Below are 19,149 nucleotides of genomic sequence, written 5' to 3'. Positions count from 1 at the left end.
CTTTTCCTCTCGTGTCTAGTCGCGGGCCTTGAATTCCATCGGGATACGCACGCCGCGCTCGTCGGCGACTTCCTTGGCGCGAGTGTAACCGGAATCCACGTGGCGGATAACGCCCATGCCCGGGTCGTTGGTGAGCACCGCGCGCAGCTTGGCGGCGGCCAGCTCGGTGCCATCGGCGACGGTGACCTGGCCCGCGTGGATGGAGCGGCCCATGCCCACGCCACCGCCGTGGTGGATGGATACCCAGGTGGCACCGGAAGACACAGCGGTCATGGCGTTGAGCAGCGGCCAGTCAGCCACGGCATCGGTGCCATCGAGCATGGCCTCGGTCTCGCGGTACGGGGAGGCCACGGAGCCGGAGTCCAGGTGATCGCGGCCGATGACGATCGGGGCCTTGATCTTGCCTTCCTTGACCAAGTCATTGAAGAGCAAGCCAGCCTTGTGGCGCTCGTTGTAGCCCAGCCAGCAAATACGTGCCGGCAGGCCCTCGAACTCCACGTACTCCTCTGCGGCATCGAGCCAGTTGTGCAGGTGCTCGTTGTCCGGGAAGAGCTCCTTGAGAGCCTGGTCGGTGACCTTGATGTCCTCCGGGTCGCCGGAAAGCGCTGCCCAGCGGAACGGGCCCAAGCCCTCGCAGAAAAGCGGGCGGATGTAGGCCGGGACGAAGCCCGGGAACTCGAAGGCACGCTGATATCCGGCCTTGCGGGCCTCGTCGCGGATGGAGTTGCCGTAGTCAAAAACCTCTGCACCCTCGTCTTGGAATTCCACCATGGCCTGAACCTGGGCGGCCATGGCCTCGCGGGCCTTCTTCGTGAAGGTGGTCGGGTCCGCCTTGGCCTCGTTGTGCCAATCCTCGACGGTGATTTCGGTGGGCAGGTAGCTCAGCGGGTCGTGCGCGGAGGTCTGGTCCGTAACGATGTCCACGGTGAACTCGCCCGCGCGCTGGCGGCGCAGCACCTCCGGGAAGACCTCGGCGGCATTGCCTACGAGGCCAACGGACAGAGGCTTCTTGTTCTCCTTGGCGTCGAGCACCAGCTTCAGCGCCTCGTCCAGGTCGGTGACGACCTCATCGAGGTAGCGCTTGGACTGGCGGCGCTTCAGGCGGGTTTCGTCAACATCAACGATGAGGCAGGCGCCGCCATTCAAAGTAACGGACAGCGGCTGCGCGCCGCCCATGCCGCCGCAGCCACCGGTCAGGGTGAAGGTGCCGGCGAGCGTGCCGTTGAAGCGTTTCTTGGCCACGGCCGCAAAGGTCTCAAAAGTACCCTGCAGGATGCCCTGGGTGGCGATGTAGATCCAAGAACCGGCCGTCATCTGGCCGTACATCATCAGGCCCTCGTCCTCGAGCTTGCGGAAGTGCTCCCAATTGGCCCAGTCACCGACCAGGTTGGAGTTCGCAATGAGCACGCGCGGTGCCCACTCGTTGGTTCTCCAGATACCCACCGGCTTGCCGGACTGCACCAGCAAGGTCTCGTCGGACTCGAGATCCTTCAGCGACTCCACGATGGCATCGAAGGCTTCCCAGCTGCGGGCAGCGCGTCCGGTGCCGCCGTAGACCACGAGGTCCTCGGGGCGCTCGGCAACCTCGGGGTCGAGGTTGTTCATGAGCATGCGCAGCGGGGCTTCGGTCTGCCAAGACTTGGCGTTCAGTTCGGTTCCGCGCGGGGCGCGTACTTCGCGTGGTTCAGACATGACTTCCTTTCGCTCGTGCTTTTCGACGCCCTCCCAAACCCCCAAGGCCGGTTTCCCGGGGCTGTCCCTTTTAAGGCTTGGTCAGCGTCACACAGGACAAGTTACTGTGACGCAGCACCATGAGCCAGGACACTTTTGGCCTAGTTGTCTCAGATACAAGACTGTCGCACGACCAGTACTGCAGCGGCGCGCTGTCCGCCTTCGCCACATTCAGCTGCCCTGCAGCGGCCCCGCATCAACCAACCCAATGGCTCCACACCTCCGCCCAACCCAAAAGTGCAGACCTGGAAGTGTATTCATGCAGGTGGGCGTCGTGAAGCGCCAAGGCAGTGCTTGACGACGACCAGCAGGTCTGCACTTCCAGGTCTGCACATCTACAAACGAGGGCCGCGCGCCAAATGCTTCCCCACCGTCTCCTGGAAATAGTCAGGCCGCGAACTCAACTGTTCTGGGCTAAACCTCAAAACGATGTAGCCCTTATTGAGGATGGCTTGCTGGCGCCGGTGTTCCGCGCGAATCACCTCTTCAACCTCGTGCCTGTACTTGACGTACCCGTCAATCTCAATCACGAGCCACCCATTAATGACCAGATCCGCTCGATAGTTCTCAATCACATACTGCGCCTTGACCCAGCGCAGCTCCGGGTAGTCCGCCGCAAGAATCAAGGCACGGGCATAGGATTCCCACGGTGACTCCGAGCAGTTGATGCTTTCAGCAACCGCCCGCCGCGCGGCGGCAACACCCTTAACTCTCCCCATAGCGCCGAGCGTCTCACTGATCCAGAACTGGCCAACATTGCGCGCCCGCACGTCATCGACGGCAACGAGTCCCTCCTCAAATCCATAGAACCGCGCAATATCAATGGCCGTGCGCTCCAGGGTTGACACGCGAATCCCGTGAACCACCGTCTCTTTACCGCGCAAGTCCATGCGGCGATAACGGACAGTGGCTTTAGATCGTGGAGGTACCGAGTTCGAAGGCAACGTTGCCTCCCATTCGGTCGGCGGCACAACCAGCGGAATTCCGTGAATAAGGGCGGCGGATTTTCCCACTAATGTTGCCTTGGGCAAGGTCAACCCGAGCACATATGCCTTCGTGGTCTCCTTCTGCCACGGCTTGAGTTCGTGCCAATGCATCATCGGCAGTACGAAGCACCACGCCAGTTTGGCTACCTTGCCGGCGTGCACCTTCTTCCACCGGGGATCATCATTGGGTAGCTTGCGAAGGTCGATAAGATGCTGGTCTAAGAAGTTAAAGAGTTGTTCATTGTTCATGCACTACTCATAACCCAGCTTTGTGTGCCTCGCCACAGATAGGCTTCCGTACTTCGCCTCCGCCGCACTACCTGCAATCCGGTACCCAGCCAAAAGTGCAGACCTGGAAGTGCATTCATGCAGGTGGGCGTCGTGAAGCGCCAAGGCAGTGCTTTGCGACGACCAGCAGGTCTGTACTTCCAGGTCTGCACTTTTGAAATCAAGGGCGCACGAGAAAGCCCCATGGACCGTGTGGACCATGGGGCTGGGGTGGAGTTAGCGCAGCGTGCCGACGGCCCCCTCTACCGCATCCACCAGCGCACCTTCCTTGACCAGGCGCACGGTCTCCTCAATCTCCGGGGAGAGGTAGCGGTCGGTGCCCGGACCCTGGACAGTCTGGCGCAGAGCGTCGATAACCGCGCCGGTACCCTTGGCCGGCTGGCCCTCGCGCATATCGATGGCGCGGGCGGCGGTAAGGATTTCGATGGCGAGGACGCGCTGCAGGCCATCGACTGCCTTGCGCAGCTTGCGCGCACCCGACCAGCCCATGGAGACGTGGTCTTCCTGCATGGCCGAAGACGGGATGGAATCCGCCGAAGACGGGTTGGCCAAGCGCTTGAGTTCAGAGACGATGCCTGCCTGCGCATACTGTGCGATCATGTGGCCGGAGTCCACGCCCGGGTCATCCGCCAGGAAGGCATTGAGGCCGCGGTTGCGAGCAACATCGAGGAAGCGATCGGTGCGGCGCTCAGAGATGGAGGCCAGGTCCGCCACGACGATGGCCAGGAAGTCCAGCGCATAGGCCACCGGCGCACCGTGGAAGTTGCCGTTGGAGACCACGCGCCCGTCCTTGGCCACCACCGGGTTGTCGACGGCCGCAGCGAGCTCACGCTCCGCAACCAAGGCGGTATGCGCCAGGGTATCGCGGAAACCACCGGCCACCTGCGGGGCGCAGCGCACCGAATAGGCGTCCTGGACCTGCTTCTTCTTGAAGTCCTCGAGGGCCGCCGCGAGAATCTCCGAGCCTTCCGCCACCGAGAGGATATTCGCCGCAGCATCCGCCTGGCCCGGGTGCGGGCGCAGCTGCTGCAGGTCATCGGCGAAGACCACCAGAGTGCCCAGCAGACCTTCCACCGTCATTGCGGTGGCAATATCCGCGGTCTTGGCCAGTTCACGCAAGTCTGTAATAGCAAGGCAAAGCTGCCCCAGCATACCGTCGGTGCCGTTGATGAGTGCTAGGCCTTCCTTCTCCCGCAGCTTGAGCGGCTCAATGCCGGCAGCCGACAAGGCCTCGGCGGCAGGGATGATGTCGCCGCCGTCGACGCGCACCTCGCCCTCACCCAACAGCGCCAGCGCGCAGTGCGCAAGCGGAGCCAAGTCACCGGAACAGCCCAAGGAACCGTACTCGCGGACCACCGGGTGGATATTCGCATTGAGCACCGCGGCATAGGTCTGCGCCACCACCGGACGCACGCCGGTGCGGCCAGTACACAGGGTGGACAGGCGCAGCAACATGAGCGCTCGGATAACCTCTTGCTCTACCTCCGGGCCCGTGCCCGCAGCATGGGAGCGCACGAGCGAGAGCTGCAGCTGCGCGCGCATCTCCTCCGGAATATGACGGCGGGCCAGCGCGCCGAAACCAGTAGAAATGCCGTAGACCGGAGTCGGGTCCTGGGCCAGCTCCTCGACGCGCTCGCGAGTGGAAGCGATTTCCGCCAGGGCATCCTCAGAAATTTCTACCTGTGCGCCATAGCGCGCAACGGCTACGACCTCTTCGATGCTCAGCGCACCCATACCCACGGTCACGGTGGAGGGATAAGAATTGGACATGTAAGGCTCCTTCAACGTCACTGCATTACCCGCACCTCACCCCTTTCAATAAGGGGTAAAAGGCACGCGAAAATACGTACTTGCTTTCACAAGTTTAGAAAAATAGTGATACGCGCGACAGCCTTACGCGCTGCGCTCATAGTACAACAGGTTCCCCGGCGCGCAAGCACCTCGCACACCCACGCGCACTAACGGCGCCCGTACATCCTCGCCGCAACCTGCTGCGCAGCCGCGTGTAATTTCTCCGCCGCGCCGGCGGCATCAACGGTGCCCACGGGAAAGGTCACAGCCAGCGCCGCCGCGGGCCTGCCCACGTGGTCTACCACCGCCACGCCAACCGACGCCTGCCCCCGCGCCACCACCTCAACTTCTTCGGCCCAACCACGCTCGCGTACCTGGCGCAGTATCTCCTTGTACTCCCCAAAACCTAAGGAACCAGGGAAATAGGCCGCCCGCCATTCCGCTTCTGGTAGCAGCGCCAGCATGGCGCGCCCGGAGGCCGTCTTTTGTGCCTGCAGGCGCACTCCCCTCTCCGTGACCAGTGACAGCGCCCCCGGCGCGCGCACCTCGTTGAGGTAGAGGATCTCCGAACCCGCCAAGCGCGACAGGTGCCCCGAGCCGCCCACAGTGCTGGCGATGCGTTCAAGATGCCCCTGCGTTGCCTTCACGAGGGGCTGCTGCGTGGCATAAGCCGCGGCCATGGAGTAGGCAGCGAGCCCCAACCCATAGGTTTGGTTCTCCGGCAGGTGCACCACGAATCCTGCGTCCACCATCTCCTTGAGCAGGTGGTAGGTGGACGAGCGCGGCAGGTTCAGCTCACTGCGAATGCGCGCGGCGGAAATCGGCACGTCGATGGTGGACAGCAGCCGGAGGATTTCCAGCGCGTTGCGCGCCGCCGGGACTCGGGAGGTACTCATGGGCCCACATTCTAGTGAGCCCTCGTTTAAGTCCTCCTTAGGTCACCAAGAAGGCAATCGGCGTCGTAATGATGATGGTGAGCACCACGCGCTCGAACCAGATGACCACGAGCTGCCACAGCTTGATAGGAATCTTGGTGGCCAGGATGCAGGGCACCAGCGCGGAGAAGAAAATGATGGCGGAAATCGCGACCACGCCGATAACGAACTTGAGCACCATGCTCGAGGACCCAGCCGCCACGGTGGCAGGCAGGAACATTTCCGCGATTCCCATGGCGGCTGCCTTGCCCGCGAGTGCCGGTTCTGGCAGCTGGACAATCCACGCGAAGGGATAAAACAGGTAGCCCAACCAATCGAAGAGCGGGGTGAAGTTAGCCAGCAGAAGGCCAATCAGGCCCACGGACATGATGGAGGGCACGATTGCCGCCGCCATGCGCACGCCATCGCGCAGGTTCTCCCAGATGGCAGCACCCAAGGACGGCGCGCGGTCCAGCGCCAGCAGCGCCTCGCGCCAGGCGGCCTTGATGAAGTTACCCTTGACCGGTTTTTCCGGGTCCGGTTGCACACCGTCCACATACTCATCAGGGATCCTGCTCAGCGGCGGAATCCACACGGTAATCGCCGTAACCACAAAGGTCACCACGAGGGATACCGCGAAGTAGGTCCCCCACATGCCCATCAGGTCGAGCTGCTTGGCGACGATCACCATGAAGGCCGCCGAGACCGTCGAGAAGCCCGTCGCGATGATGGATGCCTCACGCGCGGTGTAGCCGCCGCGCTGATACACGCGGTCAGTAATCAGGATTCCCAGCGAGTAGGAGCCCACGAAGGAAGCCACAGCGTCGATGGCGGAGCGCCCCGGCGTGCGCCACAGCGGGCGCATGATGGGCTGCATGAACACGCCCACGAATTCCAGGAGGCCATAGCCAATCAGCAGGCCCAGGAAGGCGCCGCCAATCGGCACGATGAGGCCCACCGGGGTGGCAATGGAATTCCACAGGAAGGGCACGATGTCCTCATTGCCCAGCACTCCCGGCAGAGTTCCGATGACCATGAGGAAGGAAACCACCAGGCCCACCACGTTGAGAACTGTAAAGACCGCTTGCAGCGGACCCTCCCGCCAGTTCTTGTTCACGATGCTGCGCACCGTGCCATAGAGCGCCAGCGCCAGGATGAACCAGGGCACGAAGGCATCGGCATAGGTGCGGATGATGGTGACCATGTGGTCAAGCGGAATGGACTTCTTTCCGTCATAGCTGATGGGAAAGAAGAATACGAAAGCGCCAATAGCGCTGTAGACAAAGAGGCGCCAGATGCCCTTCTTGGAGGGGACATCGTCGTCGCTTTCGTAGAAGGCGTCAACGATTGCGTCTTCAGAGTTCATGTTCTACCTCACGGTGGTGGAAACTACACGTCATTAGCACGGCCACGACACGCCCAATATTTGAGCGAGCCAAACAAAAACACACACCAAGAAAAGGCGGTTGCTTGAAGCCGTGCCCACGCGACAGCCACACGCAGGTCTTCCACATACTAGCGGCACCACACGCACTTGTCACACGCGTCACCCCCATAAGCGGAATGAGTCCCCCGCCATAGAGCCCAACCGTGCCACCCCCACCACAAAATTGACCCCACGTCTGAACTAGAGGAAAGTAACTCCCAGACCCACCCGCACCAACCACTCCCCTTCATCCGCGGCGCCGGAACCAACGAGCACCGCATTGGGGAACTGAGGAGGACGCATCCCCGTGGCAGAAACCACCGCCAAGCGCCCCGGCTTGAAACACCGGCACCTGCACTTCATCGCCTTGGGCTCGGCCATCGGCACCGGCCTGTTCTACGGCTCCGCCGGCGCCATCCAAGCCGCCGGCCCCTCGGTCCTCTTGGTCTATCTCCTCGGCGGCGCCGTGGTTTACTTCCTCCTACGCGCGCTGGGTGAGATGTCCGTGCACCACCCCGTCACCGGCTCCTTCGCCGAATACGCCCGCGCCTTCCTAGGCCCCTGGGCGGGTTATATCACCGGCTGGATGTTCGCCTTCGAGATGGTCATCGTGGCCCTAGCGGATCTGACCGCCATCGGCGTCTATATGCAATTTTGGTTCCCCGGCTCGCCCAAGTGGGTGTGGGTCGCCGCCACGCTGCTCCTCGTCGGCGGCGCCAACCTCGCCACGGTTAAGGCCTTCGGCGAGCTGGAATTCGCCTTCACCATCGTCAAGGTCGGCGCCGTCATCGCAATGATCCTAGGCGGCGTGGCCGTGCTCGTCTTCGGCCTCTCCACCGCGGAGACCACCGGCCCGGCCAACCTGGTCAACGATGGCGGCTTCTTCCCCAACGGTATTTCCGGCATGGTCGCTTCCTTCATCCTCGTCCTCTTCGCCTTCGGCGGCACGGAGATCGTCGGCGTCGCCAGCGCGGAGGCCGAGGACCCCGCCAAGTCCGTGCCGAAAGCCGTCAACACCATCCCGGTGCGCATCCTGCTCTTCTATGTCTTGGCCATCCTGGTCATCCTCATGATCAACCCCTGGCGCAGCATCACCGGTGAGGAAAGCCCCTTCGTCCAAATCTTCTCCACCCTTGGCGTCACCTGGGCCGCGGCCGCCCTCAACGTCGTCGTCATCACCGCGGCGGTCTCCGCTATTAATGCCGATCTCTTCGGCGCCGGCAACGTCCTCACCGGCTTGGCACGCCAGAACCTCGCACCGCAGATCATGGCGAAGAAGACTCGGGGTGTGCCCGTCATGACCATGATCATCCTGCTCATTGTCATGATCATCGGCACCGCGCTCAACGCGCTCATCCCGGAGAATGTCTTCGAAATCATCGCCTCCCTGGCCACCTTTGCCACCATCTACGTGTGGTTGATGATCCTCCTGGCACACGTGGCCTCCCGCCGCCAGATGCCCACCGAAGAGCGTGCCAGCCTGGAATACACCGTCCCCTTTTGGCCCTGGGGCCAATACTTCTCGATCGTCTTCATCATCTTCACTTTTGGCATCATGGTATGGCAGGAGCAGTACCGCCCGGCACTCGCCACGGGCGTTATCTTCATCCTCCTCATGACGGCCATCTTCTACCTCACCGGCCGCCGCACCGCCGCAGGTACCACGCAAGGAACAGACGCGAAAGGATAACCATGAACACCGTTGATGCCCCCGCCTACTCCCCCGCCCCCGAGTGGTCCGGCCGCTCCGATGGCCCGGGCCCCGAGCATGCGCGGTGGCACAGCGTGGTTCGCCCGCTGGACGTCGCCAAGCCCCAGGCAGAACCCGGCGTCGCACTCCTTGGTTTTGCCTCCGACGAGGGCGTTGAGCGCAACCATGGACGCCCCGGCGCGGCTGCAGGCCCGGCCGCCCTGCGCAGCGCCCTGGGTTCCCTGGCGCTGCACCATACGCACCCGCTTTACGACGCCGGCACGATCACCACTCAAGGCACCGACCTGGAGGGCTCCCACGAGCGCCTCTCCGAAGCAGTGGAGACACTCTCGCGCGCCGGGCACCTGCCCATCATCCTCGGCGGCGGCCACGAGACAGCCTTCGGCTCCCACCGCGGCGCCTTCCGCGCCCAGGGCCCACTGCAGATCATCAACTTGGACGCGCATTTCGATCTCCGCACCGCGGACGTGCCCACCTCCGGCACCCCGTTCAAGCAGATTTCTGACCTGGTGGGCCGCGAGGACTTCGACTATTCCGTCCTGGGAATCTCCCGCCCCAACAACACGCCGGTGCTTTTCGACGAAGCCTCCACCCTCGGCGTCACCGTCGTCCTCGACGAGGAACTGCTCAGCATGGACCGCGCCCAGGTGCGCGACACCGCCGCGCGCATCTGCGCCGGTACCACACCCATCCACCTCTCCATCGACTTGGACGTTCTGCCCGCCGACCAAGCACCCGGTGTCTCCGCCCCCGCAGGCCTCGGCGTCTCGGTAAACATCATCCGGGAACTCGCACTCACCATCGCCGCCACGGGACGCCTGGCGCTTGTCGACGTCGTCGAGCTCAACCCCACCTTCGACATCGACGCCCACACCGCCAAGCTGGCCGCGCGGTTGATTGATGACATTGTGACGGCACACTTTTCTGCTGCCACGGACGCGAATTCCTAGATAAGACCGGGGCCAGCCGGCATACTAGTCCCCATGAGCTCACCGATTCGTGTTGTCGGCGCCGTCTTCACAGACGGCAATCGTTTCCTGGCCTGCCGAAAGGCTCCTGGAAAGTCCCTCGCCGGCATGTGGGAGTTTCCGGGCGGCAAAATTGAATCTGGCGAAACCCCGGAGCAGGCGCTCGCGCGTGAAATCAAGGAAGAGCTTTCCGTAACCGCAACCGTTGGCGATAAGGTCACCTCGACCGTGTACGAGTATGACTTCGCCACCATTGAGCTAACTACATTCCTGTGCCGCATCGAGTCCGGTGAACTAATCCTTAGTGATCACGACGAGACGCGTTGGGTGACCCCTGCCACGGCACGGGAACTCGACTGGGCTCCCGCAGACATTCCCACCGTCAAACTCATTTCTTCGCGCCTATGAGCTCCGAATCCATCCTGCCTTTTGGCATCTACGAAACCCCCGTCACCGCTCGTATTCAGGAGCGAATCGACGAGACCAAGCGAGCGCGCCCCACGGCTGCTACTGGCATTGCTCACGAGTCCACGAAGGACGTCAATCCGCGCTTCGCCGCGGCAGTGTCCCAGCATTTTGTCAAAGCACTTGAACAAAAACTCACCGAGATGACGAAGGCAGAAGACCGCGTTGCCCTCATCAATGCGCTAGCACAACACCTTGGTGCGGATGAGTCTATCGCCGCAGAACAGCTGCTCTACGCTATCTACAGATCAGAGCTTGAAGAGCCGCCAGAGCTTCCGGAAGTCTCGCTCAACACCAGTGCCTTGTTCACCAACAGCGTGGACGATACAAATATGTCGGTCGAAATCGCTCGCGAGATCCGCACGGCGGATTCCGTCGATCTGCTGTGCGCTTTCATCAAGAGCTCGGGCATTGCCGTCATCAGCGATGAACTGGAATACCTCAGGGATCACCAGATTCCGTTGCGAGTCATTACGTCCACTTACTGCGGCGCGACCGAAGCAGCCGCAGTGCGTCGACTCGTGGAAGATTACGGTGCTGAAGTCCGCATTTGCTACGAACACAAGAGCACACGCTTGCATGCCAAAGCCTGGCTCTTTCGGCGAAAATCCGGGTTCGACACCGCGTTTATCGGCAGCTCAAACCTTTCGCGCTCAGCGCTGGTTGATGGTTGGGAATGGAACGTCCGAGGTTCTCGTTCCTCCACGCCGGAGATCATTGAGAAGTTCATCAAGACCTTCGATAGCTATTGGTACGACAATCACTTCAAAACCTTTGAACCGGAGAAGGACCACGCGCGCCTCAAGGAGGCTCTCGGCAGCGCCAAATTCCTCGAATCAAAGCCCGGCGAAAAGCTCGAGCTATCTGGCCTTCGCGTCGAGCCCTACCCCTACCAAGAAGAGATGCTCGAAGCTTTAGAGTCCGAGCGCGAAGTTCACGATCGTCACCGCAACCTCCTGATTGCCGCCACCGGTACAGGCAAGACGGTCGTGGCCGCATTGGACTACCGCCGCCTGTGCGAGAAGCTGGGGCGTAGGCCACGTCTGCTTTTCATTGCCCACCGGCGTGAGATTCTCACCCAGGCCCAGCGGACATATCGCGAGGTACTTAGTTCCGCTGGGTTTGGCGAGCTCCTCCTAAGCGGTGAACAGCCCGCCCAGTGGGACCATGTCTTCGCGAGCATCCAGTCTCTGAATAGCAAACGCCTAGCCCAGCTTGCGCCTGACCATTTTGAAGTCGTCGTCATTGACGAGTTCCACCACGCCGAGGCCGCGACGTACCGCGCAGTTCTGGACTACCTGCAACCACGTGAACTCCTTGGCCTCACGGCCACACCGGAGCGCGGTGACGGCGAGAACGTCCAGAAGTATTTCGACTATCGCGTAGCCCATGAGCTTCGCCTCTGGGATGCATTGCGCCTCCAGCTCCTCGCGCCGTTGCACTACTACGGAGTCGACGATGATACCGACCTGACGAGCCTGACCTGGAACCGTGGAAAGAAGGACTACCAAGCTTCGGAGCTGAGCGAGATTTATATCAAGGCCGGAGAAAAGCGCACCAAGTTCATCATCAACGAGCTCAATCATCGCATCTTCGATCTCTCCGAAATGAAGGCCCTTGGCTTCTGCGTGACCATCGCCCACGCCGAATACATGGCGGAGCAATTCAACCTTTTCGGCATCCCTGCCTTAGCGGTCAGCAGCAAGCTCAACGTTGATGAGCGTCGTCGCGCCATTGAGCAGCTTCGCGAAGGCACTATCAAGATCATCTTCGCGGTCGATATTTTCAACGAAGGCGTCGATATCCCAGCGGTCAACACGCTGCTGCTTCTGCGCCCGACGCAAAGCCCGGTGCTCTTCGTCCAACAGCTCGGCCGCGGCCTGCGCCTCAACGAAGGAAAGAACGCCTGCACCGTCTTTGATTTCCTAGGCCTCCAGCACGAGGAATTCGATTTCGAAGAGCGCTTCAAGGTGCTTACCGCCGCTCGCGGAAAGAACCTCGCCAAGGAGGTAGAGCAAGGATTCCCCACTGCCCCGCCTGGCTCCAACATCACCTTGGACCGCGTAACGACCGAGCGCGTTCTAAAGAACATCAAACGCTTGGCCCGGAACACAGTTAAGAAGATACGAGCACTGATTACTGACTACGGCACGACCGATCTCGCAAGCTTCATAAATAGCTCTGGCGTCCCCGTGGAAGACATCTACCGTCGCAAGGGCATTACGTGGACCACGCTGCTTCGCGACGAGAACCTGCTGCCCTCCGGCCCTGCGAGCGAGCACGAAGAGTTTCTACTCAGCCGAATCCGGGTGCTGTTACACATCAACGATCCCAACCGCGTAGCGGCCTACAGTCTCCTGGTTTCTCCGGATGGGCCATATGAAAAGGACATGACTCCCGAGCAAGTCCGGTACGCCACCATGCTTGTGCTGGCTCTGTGGGCGAACTCAAATACGGCAATCCCAGAGACCATTGACCAGGCCCTGAGCATCATCCGCGCCTGCCCTGCCTTCGTCGCCGAAGTAACTCAGGTTATGCGGCTCACACTCGACCGCTCCCGAGTCATCCCAGAGAAATCGACGAATAGTGTCTTGGAAACACACGCGGATTACAGCCTCGCCGAACTCGTCGGCGCTTTGGACGACGGCTCTCTGCGCAAGCTCGCCAACCTCCCACGCGAAGGGGTACGCCGCTTCGATGCCTCTAACACTGATCTTTTCCTGGTTACTTTCCAAAAGGATGAGAACGTTAGTGCTTCGACAAACTACCGCGATTACCCGCTAGCACCGGATCGTTTGCACTGGGAATCCCAATCCACCACATCACTTAAGTCCGCGATGGCCCGCCGCTACATCCACCACCATGAGCTCAACGGCAACATCATCATCGCAACCCGTTTTAATAAGAAGAACAAGGTGGATACGGCTTCGGCATATACCTTCCTAGGAAACGTCGATTACGTCACGCACAGCGGTGAGAAGCCGATCCAGTTCGAATGGAGCCTCCGCCGTGACATGCCCAAGCAGCTTTATGCAGCCGGGCGCACTGTGGCTTAAACCTCACAGTGAGTTAAGCCAGGAAGTTGACGCCGTAACCACCATAAATTAATCTTTTCTTAGCAGATTAAGAAGTAATTAATCTCTGTTGCCTTGGTGCAGAAAAATGGAGGTCGGTTATGGGAGCCGCGAGCGAGCGTAGCCAAAAGCGCTGGAACCGCCCAGATACCGGTTCCGAAACTTCCGTGTATGGGTTTACGCGTTTTAGGGAACGCAGCTTCAAGACTGGCACCACCCCACGATGGGCTGCATGCAGCAAGAAAGCGCGCCACACGCGCTAAGTAGCGTTAAAGCCGCCCCAAAACTCCGTCAGCACAACTCCGCTAGCAATTCGTAGTCGGACTATTCCGCTTTCTATCGCCGCGGGTGGTAGCGGCGGCGCAACCCACGCAGAATGATCTTCCGCTCCCCCAAGGTGTCGCGGCCGAATGCCCACGCAACAATGCCGGCCGCAGCCACTACTGCGCAGAACCCGAAAGCGGTCTCAAATCCGTACCTATCCGCCAGCAGCCCGATGAAAATCGGGCCTAAAATCTGCCCGAAGTCACCTGCCATCTGGAACGTCGACAGCACCTGTCCGCCCGAGCGCTGCGAGCCGACGATGTCCGCCACGGCTGCTTGCTGCGACGGAGCGATGAGGCCCGATGCCGCGCCGGACAGGGCGGAGAGGATGAGGAGGGATACGATGTTCGTCGCCAAGCCCAGCGTGCCAACGAACAATGCGGAACCCACCAGTCCTGCAATGATGAGCGGGCGACGTCCGACCCGGTCAGACCATGATCCGGAGAACTGCAGGACAATGGCGTTGCCGGCGGCGAAGGCCGCCAGAGCGACGCCCGACGTCGAGGCGCCGTTGGCAAAAATGGCGGCTGCGAACAGAGGGAGGACAGCCACGCGCACGCCCATGTTGATCCAGCCTTGGGCAAAATTCGACGTCAGTACCGCCCGGTAGGCGGTATCCTCCCAGGCTTCCGCCAAGTGCATCGGACGGAGTTGGCGCCGGCGCTCATCGGCGCGATTGACCGACGGCATGAGGATCCACACAACCAACGCGGCGATAGCCACACCGGTGCCGTAAATAAAGAAGGGCCACCGGAACCCCAGGAAGGAAAGGCTCGCACCCACGAGCGGACCAATCACGTTGCCGAGAAGGAAGGATGTGGCGTAGGTGGCCGAACAGCGCCCGCGGATGCTGGGCGGTGCCAGGCGCACGATGAGGCCCATTGCCGCGACAGTAAACATCGTCGAACCAATGCCCGCGATAGCCCGCAGCGCGACGATCTGCCAGTATTCCTGCGCCATCCCCACCAAACCGGTGGTGAGCGCCACGGTGAACAAACCTGTCACGTAAACGCGGCGCGTGCCCACGCGGTCAATGAGGAAGCCGGCGGCCGGGGCGAAGACAAGGCGGCTGGCGGAAAAGACGGAGACAACCAGTCCGGCCGCCGCCATCGAGACGTCGAAGCTGACGATGAACTGTGGAAGCAGCGGCGCAATGAGCCCGTACCCCAAGGCGATGATGAACCCGGCGGTGACCATGACCCAAATTTCCCGCGGGATTTTAACCTGCGGAGCTGCAGTATTTTTCATATCGCCATTCACTGTATCCCACCCCGTCAAATCATCGCACACATGTTCGACTCGCCTGTGGGGATGTCCGCTCGGTTTTCTAGTGTGTGGGCCATGAAGAACTACAGCAGCATTCACACGTCCGTTCAGTCCCCGTCCACTCTCAGCACCGGTGAACTCACCACGGAGATCCTCTACCACCACCACGAAACGCTTCGCTCCATAGAGAGCATCATCCGTCATCCGCGCTCGCTTGCGCGGCCGACGCCGCAGTGGCGCCCGCCATCAAAGGTATTGCCACCGGTAGAGATATATGGCGGTGAAGCGCTCCCCCTGACACTTACTATTTCGCGCCACCGCGTGGGTGAGCGGGCTAAGGCCCGCGTTCTGGGTTATGGCGAAAAGCGCGTGCCTTCCTACCTCGTTACGGTGCGCATCACCGATCCGACTGGGCGTCCCGTCGCGCCTTCGCTAGCGGAAGCCTGGGTGCGGGCACTGGTTCCAGAGGAGCTTGTCTCCGCGGTGCATGAGATTTCCAGCAGCAGCGCGGCTACGTTTGTGTGGCTGGTGGATAGCACCTACACACCGGTGCATTCCCCGCTTTCCCTTTTCGAAGGGTTTAGTCAGGCCGCCTAATACCGGTGGGCCTCATCAGGTCGAGATGCTCAGCCGCTAGAAATAGCGCTGGATCCGGTCCAGAAAACCTTTGGGCGGCTCCTCATCAAGAGAAAGTGAGAACCTATCCTCAGTCAGCACGCGATCCAATGCTGGGCGCGTCTCCGGGTAGTCATAAAGGCGGAGGATCGACTTCGGCGCCAAGCGGATTGCAATGCACACCACAAGCGCCGTAAACGTCTTGTCAATGACGTCAGAGCACAGGTTCTGAAGCAGAATGGCGAGGTGTTCATCGTGCAGTATGAGCTCCCACAGCGCTATAAGTTCAGCGGGGCCGCGCTGGCCGTAATCGCTGGGAAGTAACCACGTAGAAACGGCGGACAACAATCCTGCGACAATGCCCAGCCCGGTACCAGCAAGCATCATGGCCAGCATTCGTTTAAACACACCACGGCGCGCAAGCCAGCCAAACAAATAGGCCACCACCACGGCTGTTGGCAAATACGCCAAGAGCGACGGGTTGTTGATACTAGCCAGGCAAGCGCTCAAAACTGCGGTGCCCATTCCCAAGACAGGGCCGTAAACGATTGCTATGAAAGCCGTGCCCATCATGTCGAGGTACAAGGGGATGTTGATGTTGAAGATCAACGACGACAAGAGGAGGTTTGCTGCCACTGCAAGCAGAGGGTTGAACAGAGCGTGGTTACCCAAGGACCGCCACTGTGCGGCAATGAAGAGAATTGCGCCGAGCAGACTCAGGCACCACACGCTGGTCGAAAGCACGGAGGAAAAAACAAAATCCCGATGGCCAAAGTCCGGGCGCAACGACAGAATCCAAGACAAAGCCACACACACTAGCGCGGAGCCAACAAACAGACGCTGATACAGCGATGCCTTGTCATTCGGCATTTGTCTTGGTTGCTCCTCTTCAACGCCAGGGAAAAGTACGCTCCTACCCTACCCCGGACGCTTTTAGTCGTCGTCGTCGCCTTCCTCGATGTCGGAGTCATCGTCATCATCGTCGTCGAAAAGAACGTCATCCTCGTCCTCATCATCGGCGCCGAAGATGTCATAGACCTCCGGCTCGTCAAAATCGGAGTCATCGATGCTGACCAGCTGGGCTTCCCAGTCCAAGGCCTGATCGGAGACAAGGCTCAGCACGTCAAAGAGACGGTCGAAGTCGGTGTAGGTGCCCAGTTCGAGGGCCTCGGCAGGAACCTCGATGATGGGAGCTAGCCCGCCGTCAGCGTCTTCCGCGTCACCGAAGATGGCAACGCGCTCTTCTTCGCTCAGGTCCTCTGGAGTCTCGATGTCCCAGAGCTTGCTGATTGCCTCATCCTCCAGCTCATCGAGCTCTTCCTCATCAAAGTCGAAGGAGAGGAAACGCACGACCGCGCTCGGGACACCGTCGATGGCCTCCACCAGCACGCGCAGTTCCGAGTCATTGGCTACCTCCGCCACGACGAGGTTCGGGTTGAATTCGTCCTGGACAAACTCCAACTCAGCGATGCGCTCATCGGTGCCCTCCAGCAGGTCACGCAGCACCGTCACCACCTGGTCCGTGGCGATGTGGCGGGATACGGCCTCAACCGCATCCTCCACAGAGAACGCCACGGACACCAAAACGGCCTCGAAGTCTTCGTCATCCTCGTCCACGTCGGCGGCGGCGATATATACGTTGGCGGCTGGCAGAAGTGGGTCAATTTCCACAAACTGGATTTCCAAATCGGAGGTGATGGGCACGAACATCACATCGTCATTGACGCGGGACTCAATGCCCTCCCCGTCCAGCGCAGAGGCGATATCTTCAAAAAAGCTCATGTGATAAACATCCATCCATGTGGGAGTCTCACCCAGGCTGCTGCCAAGGCCCCACACATCTTACCTGCGTTTGCCCTCAATAGCTGCCGCCCTCAAGCAGGAATCCCAGTTCCTTCAGAATCTCCGGACGCCCGGTGCCCCACTCCAACATGTCGTAGGCCTCCCACGCTTGACGACGCCCCTCCATCGGTGCCTCCTCGACGCGCGGCTCCACATCGAAGACCATGGTCGAGCGCTGCGGTGCGCGATATTGCGGCCAGTTGTCTTCAGGAGCCCCTCCCCTGATGAACTCGCCCCATTGCGCCTGCATGGTCTCGGTCACGTCATCCATTTCGGAGGATTTGGCAATGCTGGTGAGGAAGGAGACGCGTGATGCTCCTGGATCACCAAAGATATTGGAGAGCTCCATCGAGTGCATCGCTCCCAAGCCCAGCCAACGCAGTGCTGCCGGGGCGAAGTCGAAGCGGTACATCCACGTCGGATAGCGCCGCGCATGTTCCGAAGCCACGCGGACGGTGGGGGCCCAGAAGAGGGCGTCGGTAAGCAAGTCCCCAAAATCGCGGCGCGAGACCGCACCACCGTATGCCGCGACGACATCCGGTGCGCTTTCCGGATCGAAGGAAGCTAGCAGGCGCAGCGCTGCGCGCTCACGCGCACTCTGACGCTGGTAGAGGAACTTGCCAAAACTAGCTTCACCGGAGTTGGTTCCTACAAGCAAGGGCACGGGGTGCTGGTTGCCGGCCTCGAAGGCCTCGATGGGGTGCTGTGGGATGAGGTCGCCGTCGACAGTCGGCGCATAGCAGGAATTTAGATACAGTAACTCCCCCGCGCGCCACATCATAGACTGACCGGAGCGCACCACGTCCGCGAAATCCTCTCGACGTAAATCATCCGCGGTGGTATCGCGCGGCAAGGCCATCTTGTGGACCAGCTCCCGGGCCCAAAAGACTGACTGCGCTCGCGAATGAATCATGCCGATCGGTGGTGATTGAGCAATCGCGCGGTGGAACAGGCCCTCGGCGCGCGGAACAGCCATCAACGTCAGGACCGCCGCGCCGCCGGCGGATTCCCCCATGAGCGTGACGTTGTCTGGGTCCCCGCCGAAGGCCGCGATATTGTCCCGCACCCACTCCAGCGCCAAGACCTGGTCCGCCACCGCCGGGTTAGCGCACGCCTCACCGCCAAGGCTTCGGACGTCAAGGTAGCCCAAAGCCCCCAGGCGAAAATTCACCGACACGTAGACCACGCCCATCTGCGCCGCGAATTCGAAACCGCGCAGCATCAGCATGTGGGAGGAGCCCACGATGAAGCTGCCGCCGTGCAGATACACCACGACGGGCAGCTTCTCCCCTTCCTGAGAACCCGACGGCGCATCGGCCCCACCCGCATGGTGTGGGCGGACGACATCGAGGGTCAGGCAGTCCTCTGCGCCTTCAATGCGGTCGGTCCAGGAATAGACCGGCTGCGGGGCAACGTGGCCAAACTCGCGGCAATCCCGGATCCCTTCCCAGGCCGGGGCCGGGCGCGGTTCCATGAAACGGTTTGCGCCCGACGTATCCGCGCCGAAGGGAATCCCGCGCCACGATCGCACGGGCGCGCTCAGTGGACGGTCCGTGCGCAATTCCTCTTCGATGCAGCCGCGTACCCAGCCGCCGCTGGTGAGGACCGTGAGATCGTCGGCAAGCGCGGTGCGTGCTGCCTCGTGGGCGGCGCGGGCACGGGCGCGGAGGGAATCTGCAAGCAAGCGCGCCGCGGCCGCGCTGACCTCACGCGGAGGGGAAGGCTCAAACTCGCTCATGTCTCATACC

14 protein-coding genes are annotated in these 19,149 nt (G+C 61.2%); 5 read left to right on the top strand and 9 right to left on the bottom strand.

Features of this window, described 5'->3' with window-relative positions:
- Nucleotides 1-15 precede the first annotated feature (15 nt).
- From HMPREF2967_RS08540 to HMPREF2967_RS08520, 5 genes are all read right to left on the bottom strand, one after another.
- Nucleotides 16-1,692: a urocanate hydratase gene (locus HMPREF2967_RS08540; protein ID WP_070686046.1), complete on the bottom strand. Its 1,677-nt coding sequence runs from the start codon at nucleotides 1,690-1,692 to the stop codon at nucleotides 16-18.
- 374 nt (nucleotides 1,693-2,066) lie between these two features.
- A complete protein-coding gene (locus tag HMPREF2967_RS08535; protein WP_070686045.1) occupies nucleotides 2,067-2,966 on the bottom strand; it encodes an endonuclease domain-containing protein in 900 nt (299 codons plus the stop codon).
- A 255-nt stretch (nucleotides 2,967-3,221) separates the two neighbouring features.
- Nucleotides 3,222-4,775, bottom strand: coding sequence for a histidine ammonia-lyase (gene hutH / locus HMPREF2967_RS08530; RefSeq protein WP_070686044.1), 1,554 nt, complete (start codon nucleotides 4,773-4,775; stop codon nucleotides 3,222-3,224).
- Between the two features lie 188 nt (nucleotides 4,776-4,963).
- Nucleotides 4,964-5,692 carry an IclR family transcriptional regulator gene (locus HMPREF2967_RS08525; RefSeq protein ID WP_070686043.1) on the bottom strand — a complete coding sequence of 243 codons (729 nt, stop codon included), beginning with the start codon at nucleotides 5,690-5,692 and terminating at the stop codon, nucleotides 4,964-4,966.
- Between the two features lie 37 nt (nucleotides 5,693-5,729).
- Nucleotides 5,730-7,076, bottom strand: coding sequence for a YjiH family protein (locus HMPREF2967_RS08520; protein WP_070684348.1), 1,347 nt, complete (start codon nucleotides 7,074-7,076; stop codon nucleotides 5,730-5,732).
- Nucleotides 7,077-7,443: 367 nt separating this feature from the next.
- Here HMPREF2967_RS08520 and HMPREF2967_RS08515 point away from each other — a divergent pair, with 367 nt between their 5' ends.
- The 4 genes from HMPREF2967_RS08515 to HMPREF2967_RS08500 are packed head-to-tail and all read left to right on the top strand — an operon-like array spanning nucleotide 7,444 to nucleotide 13,336.
- The gene (locus tag HMPREF2967_RS08515) at nucleotides 7,444-8,826 is read left to right on the top strand and encodes an amino acid permease (protein ID WP_070531231.1); all 1,383 of its coding nucleotides are present in this window, start codon (nucleotides 7,444-7,446) and stop codon (nucleotides 8,824-8,826) included.
- Nucleotides 8,827-8,828: 2 nt separating this feature from the next.
- The gene (gene hutG, locus HMPREF2967_RS08510) at nucleotides 8,829-9,797 is read left to right on the top strand and encodes a formimidoylglutamase (RefSeq protein ID WP_070686042.1); all 969 of its coding nucleotides are present in this window, start codon (nucleotides 8,829-8,831) and stop codon (nucleotides 9,795-9,797) included.
- A gap of 33 nt (nucleotides 9,798-9,830) precedes the next feature.
- Nucleotides 9,831-10,223, top strand: a complete 393-nt coding sequence (locus HMPREF2967_RS08505; protein ID WP_070686040.1) for a (deoxy)nucleoside triphosphate pyrophosphohydrolase — start codon at nucleotides 9,831-9,833, stop codon at nucleotides 10,221-10,223.
- Entirely contained in the window at nucleotides 10,220-13,336 is a 3,117-nt protein-coding gene (locus HMPREF2967_RS08500) for a DUF3427 domain-containing protein (protein WP_070686038.1), read from the top strand. Before HMPREF2967_RS08505 ends, HMPREF2967_RS08500 begins: the two co-directional genes overlap by 4 nt.
- 354 nt (nucleotides 13,337-13,690) lie before the next feature.
- On the opposite strand, the gene HMPREF2967_RS08495 is transcribed toward HMPREF2967_RS08500, so the two are convergent.
- Nucleotides 13,691-14,926, bottom strand: a complete 1,236-nt coding sequence (locus HMPREF2967_RS08495) for an MFS transporter (RefSeq protein ID WP_070531242.1) — start codon at nucleotides 14,924-14,926, stop codon at nucleotides 13,691-13,693.
- Nucleotides 14,927-15,019: 93 nt separating this feature from the next.
- Between HMPREF2967_RS08495 and HMPREF2967_RS08490 the strand changes: the two genes are divergently transcribed.
- On the top strand, nucleotides 15,020-15,541 hold the full coding sequence (locus HMPREF2967_RS08490) for a hypothetical protein (protein WP_232770792.1): 522 nt from the start codon (nucleotides 15,020-15,022) through the stop codon (nucleotides 15,539-15,541).
- Nucleotides 15,542-15,577: 36 nt separating this feature from the next.
- Here the strand turns inward: HMPREF2967_RS08490 and HMPREF2967_RS08485 are convergent, their stop codons facing one another.
- The 3 genes from HMPREF2967_RS08485 to HMPREF2967_RS08475 all read right to left on the bottom strand — a co-directional run bounded on the left by HMPREF2967_RS08485 (nucleotide 15,578) and on the right by HMPREF2967_RS08475 (nucleotide 19,139).
- The gene (locus HMPREF2967_RS08485; protein ID WP_070686036.1) at nucleotides 15,578-16,429 is read right to left on the bottom strand and encodes a hypothetical protein; all 852 of its coding nucleotides are present in this window, start codon (nucleotides 16,427-16,429) and stop codon (nucleotides 15,578-15,580) included.
- A 63-nt stretch (nucleotides 16,430-16,492) separates the two neighbouring features.
- On the bottom strand, nucleotides 16,493-17,341 hold the full coding sequence (locus tag HMPREF2967_RS08480; protein ID WP_070686032.1) for a DNA primase: 849 nt from the start codon (nucleotides 17,339-17,341) through the stop codon (nucleotides 16,493-16,495).
- A gap of 76 nt (nucleotides 17,342-17,417) precedes the next feature.
- Nucleotides 17,418-19,139 (bottom strand): carboxylesterase/lipase family protein, encoded by a 1,722-nt coding sequence (locus HMPREF2967_RS08475; protein ID WP_070686030.1) that lies wholly within the window; start codon nucleotides 19,137-19,139, stop codon nucleotides 17,418-17,420.
- Between the last annotated feature and the right edge of the window lie 10 nt (nucleotides 19,140-19,149).

This window comes from Corynebacterium sp. HMSC059E07 (assembly GCF_001814395.1).
Taxonomy (GTDB): Bacteria; Actinomycetota; Actinomycetes; order Mycobacteriales; family Mycobacteriaceae; genus Corynebacterium; species Corynebacterium hesseae.
This window is presented reverse-complemented; position numbering and strand designations above follow the sequence as displayed.